Origin of the sequence: Haloterrigena turkmenica DSM 5511 (assembly GCF_000025325.1) — an archaeon.
Taxonomy (GTDB): Archaea; Halobacteriota; Halobacteria; order Halobacteriales; family Natrialbaceae; genus Haloterrigena; species Haloterrigena turkmenica.
In genome coordinates, this window is sequence record NC_013746.1 from 170,094 (window position 1) to 180,781 (window position 10,688).

A 10,688-nucleotide genomic window follows, 5' to 3' on the forward strand; every position below is an offset into this window, starting at 1 on the left:
TCCGTTAGTTATTGTTGTTGTCGTATTTGTTCAATGTCTGCTGACTCGATTCCGAGTCTGGCGATGTGTCGGCAGCGTTGTTGGTGGCTTCGACTGCCCCGTCGCTGGTTGATTGCCGAGTCGACGTGTCGATAACGGGGTTTTCCCGATAGCGTTCCAGCCCGGCCGCCGCCCACTCGGTCGGGGATTCGTGAAGATTTCGAGGTCCGTAGGAGACTCCAGCTTTCACGTCCGAAGCTGCGCGCTTTCCACCTTTTTTCGCACCAGAGCCTAATTTTTTGCCTACGCTGGCAGCACGTGGGGTTTTCGACGCGGCTGCACTCCCAACTGCTGCTTTCGTTTGGCCTACGCGTGATCCCACTCTGCTGGCAGCACTGCTCACCCTTCCACCTGTCTTTCTGTCGCCCCATCTGGCCCCTATCGCGCCTCCATACCTCGCCTGCTCCATCAGTGCAGTACGTCGCGATTTTCCACCCGATGGGCCCGTTGAAGAGGTCTGAACTTGAGACCTCGAGCTGCTCTTTGCACTTCGACCGAGGCCTCTCGGCGACATCCCCGCCATCATGGCTGCTTTCAGCCCGACGGCCGCGGGGGCGACTAGCCCGATCAGCCAGAAGAGCATTGCTTCGATAAGTTCGCCAAACTCTGCCTCAGTTACTTGCTCGCCCTGGACAGCGACATCCGAATACGCGCCGACGGCTGCCGCACCTGTTTGGAGTAGCCCTGCCATCACGATCCCTGCAAGCAGCATGTACGCTGTTGCTCGCAGGAGCGTTTTCGCGATCGACGAGCTGTGGCGGAGTGGGCCGAAATCCAGGTACAACATAGCCCCAAGAACAGGGAGTAAGATGAATGTCGCGTGGAAAAGGAACTCTCGGAACACAAAGACTCCGAGCGCGAACAGGATGCCTGCGACGGAGACCAAGTTGATTATGATCCCACCGATGATGGCCCCTGCGCCCAGCGAAGCTGCCCCTTCAAATCCAGCCTCGAGCACTTCGGGGCCGAACGCGTCACCGTAGTCGTCAGTGTAAATGTGTAGGATTATCGCGTTTGTCAGAAGGAGACCAAAGTGCATAATCTGACGGCCAACGGCGACAAAGATGATTACTTTCAACGTCTTCCAGACCAGCATGAAGTTCGTCACTTCCCGCTGATCGGAGAACGGAGCAGAGGCGACCCCGGCCATGAAGACGATCACCAGCAGTTGAGGGAAAATTGCCAGATTGTGCTCGAAGGCACCCTGCATTGCCGGATCATTGTAGGGACTATCAAAGATGATGAACGACTCCATTCCGCCAGCAACGAGGGTGGTGATGAACCCCAGGATCCCAGTCAAAATGTAGATGAAGAAGTCGGCGATCCAATCGCTGACGAACGCGACGATGATGGTGGGATCACCACCTAGAAGGACGGCGAGGCTCTTCTGGGCCGACCCCAGTATCGTGGGGTCGACGCTTTCTGTGATGCCTTTGATCGGAACGGACAGTCTGGGAATGGTCATTGATTTGTCGGGGTCTCTGTTGTGGCCGTCAGCACGGAAGCTGTGGAGTGGGTGTGTACCCACACTGTACTGAATCGAGTTCGAACGGTCATTTGTTTGCACTCCTCATGTACGCGAACGGAATGTACAAAATCACGAAGGCAATGATCGAGACGAACGCTCCAGTGAAGCTCATCAGTAGCTGGTAAATGTTGAACGCCTCTGGCTGGAATGTGGCCTGCGTCTCAACTGGACTGTAGTACACCTCCTCCGCTGGATCGGTCTCGCCCGTGAACGAAGCCCTCACGTAGAGGTTACTCCGTTCGACGACTGCGGTTCCGTCCGAGTCGGTCGTAACCTGTCCTTGGGCAGCACCGTGGAGCCAGAGTGTCTTGTTGCCAAGCGCCTCGCCGGTATCTTCCTCGAAAAGGTGGAACTCTGTGTGCGTGTCGTTGAGGGTCTCTGTCTCGAGCTGAGTGGCGCGCTCTTGGACAGTCTGTGTCGATACCGGTATTGGATCGCCGTGGATGTCGCGAACCTCTGTGATCGGCTGCTCTGCGTTTGTAATGGTGAGCGTATTATGTCCACGCGGTTCGACCGAGGCGAGATTGACGTCCTCATCGAGTGGTGCTGGCTCGGATGCGAAGCTGAAGCTGTTCGAACTAGCTAGTTCTGGTGGGTTCGCGAGGTTGGTTGGTTCTCCCTCAAGCGTGGGGTCATCTCGCTGTGCGGCGAGTTGCTTCTCGAGGATGTTCGGGAACGGAACGGTCTCCTGCTGGGTCGCTGGCGCTGGTAGTTGTTGCTCGAGCGTCTCATTCACTGTCGACACTCCCGACGATGCGTCGTTGAGCACTGGTACCGTCGCGTTGGACTCGGTTTGATCCGGCGAGATCGGTAGCTCATCACCTGGCCGATGACCCCGCGTGGCATTCTCGTACTGGCGCTGTGAGTAGACGCCCCAGATATTCTCGATCTTGCCGGCGCCTCCTTCGAACGTCGCAGTACTCCAGAGCCGACGGTCATGGAGCGTCTCCGGGCCATCGAACTCGAGGATGAGCCGGTCGATACCGTCGTCTGATTCGATTATCGTCTGCTCGATCGACAGTTCTTGGTTCGTCGTGACGACAACGGGAGCCTCGTCTTGAACCGTGTGGGTGAGTTCGAGCGTCTCATTGTCAGTTGTATTCGACAGCACCCAGTCAGTCCCCTCACGGACGTAGGTGGTCTCCTGGACTGCAAGCCTCGAGGTAATGGACGCTTCCACCTCTAGCGTTGTCGGCTCGGTTGCATTCGCGCCAGAGTAGGTAAGCTGGTGGGGTGTTTCTGGGTCGCCACTCCAGGATTGGGACCCAATCTCGAGTGTCCGGTCAGTTTCTTGATCGAGAAGTGTGACGTTGAGGCAGGTCCGGGTCTGGTCGGTCGTGACGCAGGTCCCCTCCGGGATGCGAGTTGAATAATCAAGGTGGGTAAGGACCGTTCCGTCACGCGGTACCAACAATAACTCACCTTCATTCCTGTACTGGTCTCCTGCGTCCGACTCGAGACGGGTTTGTGTCCCCTCTGCTGTCCCAAGGATCGTTACGTGAGCATCCGTAACGAGCGTACCATTCGATCGTTGTGAGTCGGGAAGCCAGAGACTCGTCGACTCGTTGCGCTTGATCGACTGAAGTTGCTCAAGCCGGTGCTCACGCAGTGTCTGCTGGTCCGGGCCGACCTGATATGGAGGTTGGGTCGTCGAATAGTGGAAATCGCGTATTTGACTCAGCTCCGCTACTGAGATATTTTCTACTTCGTCGACGTCCTCGAGGTCTGGGAGCACGAACGGTGGGACTGAGCCAGCCTCGGGATCGGGGTCGTCAGAGATGAAGACGTCTGTGTCGTTGGCACCGGTGTCTGTGTCGGTGGCCGTGGTCTCTGTGGCGGATATCGTCGTTGTACCGCCAACTGCGAGTATCAGGAGGACACCGAGCAGCAGTACGATCGACAATTGCCGGCCAGCCATTTGTGGGATATGGGTGTGGAAAGGGATCGATTGGAAGGGGTGAACGTGGCTCCTGTTGGATGTACTACTTAGAAGGCGATCCAGGGAGTGATCATTCCTGGAGCGAGGTTTTCGAAGAGCGTCACGAATACGTTATAGCTAACTGAGAGGACGATCATCCCAGCGCCGCCCCACATACCTCGCCAACCCCACTGGGCACGGTCGGCATGTTTGCGGGAGACGAACCAGGCAGCGGCACCAACGAGAAAGACGATGACACCGATCTGGCCGAGTGTTGTTGCGACGAATGACTCAATCTCCGACAAGGAATTGTTAATCTCGCTCTCCTGGGCAGCAGCTATTCCAGTAGTTGCAATGAATGCGAACAGGGCAATCAGGACCTTGGTTCCTTTCATTTTGCGTACCATGCTCGGACATCTTATCTACTAGTATTTATATTTAATTCTGTGCATAAAGATAGATACAAGTAGAACGATCACTGTATATAGTCACAGGCAATTGCCCATGCTCCGAGGATGACTGGCGGCCATACGATCACTCCGATGAGTGCGAGTTCGGGACTCCATCCAAAGTCGGTCCAGGCAAACGCCGTCATCACAGCGGCCACGAATCCCAGTACACTCGTGACGAGGAGTGGTTTCGAGACGACTACCACACTTGCCAGGAGCGTCGCTCCTACTAGGAGGGCAGCCTCGATCTCCATTGCCATCGGGGCATATCCTGCGGAAAGAGCGATCACCCGAACAACAAGGATGGCCCACAGAGCGATTGCCAGCGCAACAAAAATCCCGCGTGCAGTCGCTCGCAGTGACCCAACCGTATACACGTGCGGACCATCACCGACCCAGTCGCCAGTAAAGATATCGTGATCGTGTTGGTTCTGGTGGCATGGTTCACACAGCGTTTCCAGATTCGACAGCCGGTTCGAGCCACCCTCTGACAACGGAACGATGTGGTGGGCGTGGAGCCGAACCCCCTCGTTACCCGCATGCGGACCGCTTTGTCGACCGCACGATTGGCACGTCCAGTTGTCGTGTCGGTAGACCGTCTTTCGACGGGCTTCCCAGTCTGGCGGACGATTCCCCGAATATGTGTCTGGATCGTCGTAGCGTGAGTTGATCTGCCTCTCAAGTGTGCTCATTCGATATCGATCCTCGTTTTTAACTTAGTAATGATATCCTATCCGAACATATATAGATACTTGGATGAAATGAAAGTGCGTTCGTGAGTGAGCAATACAGGAAGAAAGACCGTAATTTCGACGGGAAGCCTCCAAACGGGACCATTCCGTGGACAGATGAAGTCCTCCAAAGAATCTCTCGAACGGTCCTTGGATTAGACCGACGACGGACCGATCAAGCGGTATGTGAACAAGTAGCAGTACGTTGCTTACAACCGTGTTCTGGCTGGATGACTGTGTTAGTGTTTGATGGTAGTGGGCTCACGGCCGTTCGTTGATCCGGGAGACATCGCTACCCGAGGGCCCAAACTGTCTCCGATTGGTCGTTCATCTGTTTCGTTTCACCAGGAATCTGGGCATCGGCACGGATCTCGACAAAGCGCTCCTTGTAGGTCAAGCCGTTCTTCTGCTGGTCCTTCTTTTGAACGGCGATTCTGTTCTTCGAGTAGTCGATGAGTCGGCTGATCTAGACATAAAATAAATGTATATTTGATATTTTTTAAGAGGTTCCAGAGACAGTCTAGGACGGCAGCTGTACCCTCTCATGAAAAGTACCCCTGGGGGTTAATCAGACGGCAAACGTAAGCCAGCCATGGCCGTTCTCATTGGCACTCGTGATGGCGTCTACCGCACAGCAACCGTCCCCGTCGACGACGTCGAACAGGTGCTCGATAGCGGTGATGTCCCCAGAGTCCAGACGTTTCCGGAAGTCGACGGCGTATTCGCGGCCACGAAGACGGGACTGTATCGGTCGATGGATGATGGGCGAACGTGGGAGGGCCTCGGCGTCCCACAGGAGGAGGTGTACTCAGTTGTCGCCAGTCCCGATGGTGAACGGCTCTATGCGGGCACCCATCCTGCGCACCTCTACGTTTCGACTGATCGCGGTGAGACGTGGCACGAACTCGAGGGCTTTCAGGAGCTTCCGTCACGGGACGAGTGGCATACGCCGCGCCACCGTAACGAAGCCCACGTGCGGAGCCTCGGCGTGCATCCGGAGACGCCTGACAGAGTAATTGCCGGCGTCGAGGTCGGCGGCGTCCACGTCAGCGACGACCAGGGCGAGACGTGGACTGAGCGCCGCGACGGCGTCCACGACGACGTCCATCACGTTCACGTCTACGGGGCGGACGAGTACATTGCCTCATGTGGCGACGGGCTCTACCGAACGCGCGATGCTGGGCAGTCCTGGACACGACTCGATACGGACCTCGCTCATCGATATTTTCGGGAGGCCTTCACGTTCAATGGCCGACTCTACGCGGCGGCAGCCCGGAGTTCGCCGGGAACGTGGAGCGGCGATACTGGTGCCGACGCAATACTAGTGGACTCAACTGACTTCGGCGAGACCTTTGAGGCTGTCTTGTACCCCGGTGGGCCGGCCGAGGTCATCCTCGCGTGGACTCAAATCGACGGCAATGTGGTAGCAGGCACGAACGAAGGCCGACTTCTCAGCCGCGATGCGGACGGGACGTGGACCGACGCGGGACAAGTGCCAGCTGGGATTCGATCGCTTGCAGAGTAGATCAAAGACGGCTGCACTCACCTATCGCTGTCGAATCTGCATCGGCAGACCGTTCTTGGTCCGCGTGGTAATCTTCGGTTCAATCGTGATCGTGAGATCCTGACCACCCTACTCGAGGGTCCACTGTTGGCCGATTGTCGCCAGCACTAATGTCGTCTCGAGGCGAGCAAATTCCCGACCGAGACACGTCGACACGTCTGCTCGGCCGGCCAGTTCTCGTCAGTAGGACCATCCACGAGCGACACGGCACCGTATGCGTTGGCCAACACGCGACAGGGGGACTGTCAGCCCTAGTAACCAGCGAATCACCGAACTCGAGCAGCAACAAGGGACTGCCACCATATGCAGCCCTCAGCGGATACCAGAGACGCCCAAACGACTGAAAACAGCAGCTCTGTTGAAACCCTCAACTGGTGACAGGATTGACACCCTCAGCGATAAGTGCAGGTGAAGAGAGTACCAGCAGGTCACTTCACTTTTGCCAGTTCCTTATGATGTTCAGCGAGCAGTTCTAATGTGGACTCAACCTCGTCAAATTTAGGCCCCTGTTCTACGTAGTTCATTTTAGGGAACCAGTTTATAAATCCCTGTTCGTCTAATTTCGGTAGGTGAACGTGTCGATATTCGATTCTAATTGATTCCTCAGACTTCGTACTATCTGGTGGAGTATCGAGTTCTTCTGGTGAATCCGGTTTCGGACTATCTTCTAACAAGGCGAATAATAGTTGCCGACGCTGGACATTCGATACTACTTCGTATAGTTCATCATGGACTTGACTCATGCAAATGACCAGTGGATATCCACACATAAAGTATTCTCCCCGGATTCATCCGAAAAAATGTCTTGATTATCTGGGTGAATAGATTTCTGTTCAGTATGCATCTCTGTGTAACAGCTGTTTCAGACAACATCACGTCTGAAAATAGGATTTCAACAGGGCCAAATCTGGTGTCTTCCTCACGTAATCTCGAGTGGACTGTCCATCTTGCGTGTTCCAGGTCGACTGACCACCGGTCGCCAGCAACGGCAGCCGCGGTGTAGTGCTGGCCGTTCGCCGCAATGCTGTCCGTTCGGGCATCGGTCGTCCGTCCGTTGCCACTGCCTTGCGACCAGACTCGAGAGTCCTTGGTGACGTGGTAGCGAAAAATAAAGAAGGAGTGTGATGACAACGAACTAATGTTAGAGGCACCTGACGCCCTCATCAGGAGATTCAACCGTCACCGATCTCCCTCTCCGGAATACTCACTCGTGTACTCCCAAGCGTCGAGGTCGTACCAAATCGTGGCTACGTGCGTTTTCGCGTCGTGCTCGTCGGGATCAAGGCACTCGTGAATCCCATCGAACGCAGGCGTCTGAAGATCCGATCCGTAGCCGTAGTCACCGGATCCGCGAATCTCCGGCGGTTCTGAACCGGTCTCGACGTCGAGATCGCCGGTTCGTCGCACCACAACCTTCTCGAATCCGGTTCCATCATTGCTCATGTTACTTCCTTCATATCCTCTGTATCCTGCCTACCTGTGTCGTCATCCCACTGGATACCGCACGACTCGCACATCGGTTGGCCGTCGTCGGCGTCCAAGTTCTTCGATATGAAGGGAGACTACCCTCGAGTGGAAGATTGGAAATGCGAGCAGCAAGCTCGAGATCACCGGTCATAACAGTAGCGGGGAGTAGCGTATGAGCGGAAACAGCGAGAGCGTCGCCGACTCCGGTGGGCCAGTAACGGAGCCAGATAACGCTCCCGTTCTCGGCTACACGCGGCTCTCCCAAGAGTCTGACCGTTCGATCACCGGCTAAAAAGAGGACATTCGGGAGTACTGTGCCGACCGCGACCTCGAGTTCGTCGGGATTCTCGACGAGGAAACGGGCTCGAGTGGGTTCGACAGAAGCCGAGAGAAGTACGACGCCCTCCGACGTCACGTTCGCGAGAGTGCCGTCTCGGCTGTCGTCGTTCGGGATCTGTCGCGACTCTCGAGAGATCAGAACGACCGGATCAGACTACTGCTCGCGTTAGACGAGAGCGACGTTGAGCTACATTCGGTTGAACGCGGGCTCGTCGATACCTCCAACCTCGCGATCGAGGCTGCTATGGCAGCGAGCGACGACGTTGGAAAACTCAGAGGACGTCGGCGATCGCGACCTTTGCTTGTTCCATGCCCCGATAGTCGCCACCGCCGTGCCAGCAGAGCAGTGGGAGATTCGCCGCCTTGACCATCTTGTTCGTGACAATCACACGCCGACAAAAGATGCTGGGTTTCGGTTGCTGAGTGCTTAGCTACGCCGACGGACTAACAGCAACGTTCCTGCAAGCACGGCAGAGAGCGCACCGCCGATGCCGAAGCCAGGAACTGATTCATCCTCCTCGGTTTCGCTGTCGTTGTCAGCGGCCTCGGTGTCGTCGTCAGCAGTAGCAGTGTCGTTCTCCGAAGCAGTCGTGTCGTTGTCAACGGCTTCGGTGTCGTTGTCAACAGCAGTCTCGTCGGTAGCAGTGTCGTTCTCCGAAGCAGTAGTATCGTTGTCCGCGGTATCGGTGTCGTTAGCAGCAGTCTCGTTGGTAGCACCGTTGTCAACGGTTTCGGTGTCGTTAGCAGCAGTCTCGTTGATAGCACCGTTGTCAACGGTTTCGGTGTCGTTAGTAGCAGTCTCGTTGGTAGCACCGTCGTCCGCGGTATCGGTAACAGTGAGTGTCCCTGAACGTTCCTCGTCACCGGCAGTGACTGTCCACTCGTAGTCACCTTCGGGAAGGGCGATCCCTTCAGCAGTGAAGGTGACAGACCCCGTGTCGTCGGTGCTGGCAGTCACTTCCTTCTGGACATCCTCTCCACTGATCTCGAAGACGACGTCAGTCTCGGCTGGCTCGCCATCGGCGGTAGTCACGGTGACGTCGAACGTGCTCGCTTCAGTCGTCGCAACCAAATCCGGTGCATCGACCGTCACCTCGAGGTCAGTATCAGCACCGTCGTCGGCGTCTGCAGCGGCCGCGGTTGCTGCGCCCGCAGCGACTGTCGACAGAGCGACCATCGACACGATCATTACTGCGGCGAGTACGGTCCATCGCGTTTCTCGAGTTGTTGTTTCGAATGTCATGTGTTTTGGGTGGTGTCTGAGCGGGTTTTCATCGAATCACCGGCGCCGTCTACAGTGCCACGCCGCCAGCCTCCGGAGCGCAGTACCGGCGGTTTCGCGGCGTGCATTCGGCGGAGATCGCGGCGGTCACAGTCGTTGCTGCACGCGAATTCGGTAGCGGCAACCAGTCCTGTTCCGTGGCTCCTTCGTCTCGAGTCGACGCCGTTTCTGGTTCGCTACTGCGGTCGGATTCGAATCTGCGAGGGTGATTGTCCCTCCGTGTTCTGGGTCCGTCGGCTATCGCTTCTCTTGGGCTCACACGGTTATATTTACAATCGTGTTAGCGATGATTGCAGGACAGTTTCACGGTATACATTTAAGCCAGTGACATTTCGAGCAGCGAAACGGCGATTCGAGACTGCGTATCGCCTGACCTGTCGGGTGTACGCTCGATACCGGGAGGGAACGATCTTTTCCACCGGCCGAACGGGGTGTAACATGCTATCAGAACTATAATAATGGTCTGTTTCTCCGAGATAACGATCACATGGGGTCATTGCAGACATCACGACGAACGTTGTTGACAGCCGCAGCTAGTTGTGCACTCGCCGGCGTCGCTAGTGCTAATTCGAGCGCCGAATCCAGCAGCGACCTCTCGAGAGACTCACGGCAAATTCTCGAAGGTACCGACCACGAAACGACGGTGTACCAGACGGTTGCAAACGCCGACGGACCGACCGTACTGGTCGTTGGCGGAATACACGGCAACGAGGTTGCGGGATACGAGGCAGCGAGCGCCATTGCGGAGTGGGAAATCGATGCCGGCACGCTCGTCACGATCCCCCACGCGAACGCCGAGGCCGTCGAGCAGCGGACGCGCACGGACGACGACGGCGTCGATCTCAACCGTCAGTTCCCCGAAGGCGAGGAGCCAACGACGGACCTCGCCCGAGCGCTCTGGACCGTCGTCGACCGCTACGATCCCGACGTGGTTATCGACCTCCACGAGTCGATCGGCATCTACGCCGGCGGTCCCGTCGACGGCGTCGGGCAGGCGATCTTCCACTCGGACAGTACCGAGACCGCCACCGATGCCGAACAGGCTGCTGACACCGTGAACCGAAACCACGTCGATGAACCGGGGCTTGAGTTCACGACTGATACCTTTTCCAAACCGGAAAATGATCCGAGCGGGTTGCTCGTCCATAAGGCCGCTCGAGACCTGAACGCGCAGTCGTTTCTCATCGAAACCCTCTCGCGCGGCCCCGACCTCGAGACGCGCATTCATTGGCACACACGGTTAGTCACAACTCTGATTGAAGAGGAACTGTTCGAACCTGAGACGGCGACCGATGACTCGACTGGTGATACATCGGCCGATTCCGATGACGAGCGAGTCATCGAAGAGTGCCCCGAAGACACTTCCTGAGA

The 10,688-nt window shown here is 56.6% G+C and carries 8 protein-coding genes and 2 pseudogenes; 3 read left to right on the forward strand and 7 right to left on the reverse strand.

The annotated features are described in order from the left end of the window. Positions 1-4: 4 nt before the first annotated feature. The 5 genes and pseudogenes from HTUR_RS24030 to HTUR_RS28370 all read right to left on the reverse strand — a co-directional run. Positions 5-1,567 (reverse strand): hypothetical protein, encoded by a 1,563-nt coding sequence (locus tag HTUR_RS24030; protein WP_226377582.1) that lies wholly within the window; start codon positions 1,565-1,567, stop codon positions 5-7. 25 nt (positions 1,568-1,592) lie between these two features. Then, entirely contained in the window at positions 1,593-3,485 is a 1,893-nt protein-coding gene (locus HTUR_RS24035) for a hypothetical protein (protein WP_012945972.1), read from the reverse strand. A gap of 68 nt (positions 3,486-3,553) precedes the next feature. Next, on the reverse strand, positions 3,554-3,892 hold the full coding sequence (locus HTUR_RS24040) for a hypothetical protein (RefSeq protein ID WP_012945973.1): 339 nt from the start codon (positions 3,890-3,892) through the stop codon (positions 3,554-3,556). A 68-nt stretch (positions 3,893-3,960) separates the two neighbouring features. Then, on the reverse strand, positions 3,961-4,194 hold the full coding sequence (locus HTUR_RS28365) for a hypothetical protein (RefSeq protein WP_226377596.1): 234 nt from the start codon (positions 4,192-4,194) through the stop codon (positions 3,961-3,963). Positions 4,195-4,365: 171 nt separating this feature from the next. Next, positions 4,366-4,626 (reverse strand): annotated as a pseudogene (locus HTUR_RS28370) (HNH endonuclease); the annotation flags it as partial. Positions 4,627-5,257: 631 nt separating this feature from the next. Here HTUR_RS28370 and HTUR_RS24050 point away from each other — a divergent pair. Next, complete coding sequence (locus tag HTUR_RS24050) at positions 5,258-6,190, forward strand: WD40/YVTN/BNR-like repeat-containing protein (RefSeq protein WP_012945975.1); 933 nt, start codon at positions 5,258-5,260, stop codon at positions 6,188-6,190. Positions 6,191-6,657: 467 nt separating this feature from the next. Here HTUR_RS24050 and HTUR_RS26505 read toward each other — a convergent pair whose 3' ends face one another. Further along, on the reverse strand, positions 6,658-6,972 hold the full coding sequence (locus tag HTUR_RS26505) for a hypothetical protein (RefSeq protein WP_148225486.1): 315 nt from the start codon (positions 6,970-6,972) through the stop codon (positions 6,658-6,660). A gap of 1,025 nt (positions 6,973-7,997) precedes the next feature. On the opposite strand from HTUR_RS26505, the pseudogene HTUR_RS26510 reads away from it, so the two are divergent. After that, positions 7,998-8,255 (forward strand): annotated as a pseudogene (locus HTUR_RS26510) (recombinase family protein); the annotation flags it as partial. 207 nt (positions 8,256-8,462) lie between these two features. On the opposite strand, the gene HTUR_RS24060 reads toward HTUR_RS26510, so the two are convergent. Then, the gene (locus HTUR_RS24060) at positions 8,463-9,212 is read right to left on the reverse strand and encodes a PGF-CTERM sorting domain-containing protein (RefSeq protein ID WP_226377583.1); all 750 of its coding nucleotides are present in this window, start codon (positions 9,210-9,212) and stop codon (positions 8,463-8,465) included. 748 nt (positions 9,213-9,960) lie between these two features. Here HTUR_RS24060 and HTUR_RS24065 point away from each other — a divergent pair. Further along, positions 9,961-10,686 (forward strand): succinylglutamate desuccinylase/aspartoacylase domain-containing protein, encoded by a 726-nt coding sequence (locus HTUR_RS24065; RefSeq protein WP_226377584.1) that lies wholly within the window; start codon positions 9,961-9,963, stop codon positions 10,684-10,686. The last annotated feature ends 2 nt before the right edge of the window (positions 10,687-10,688 follow it).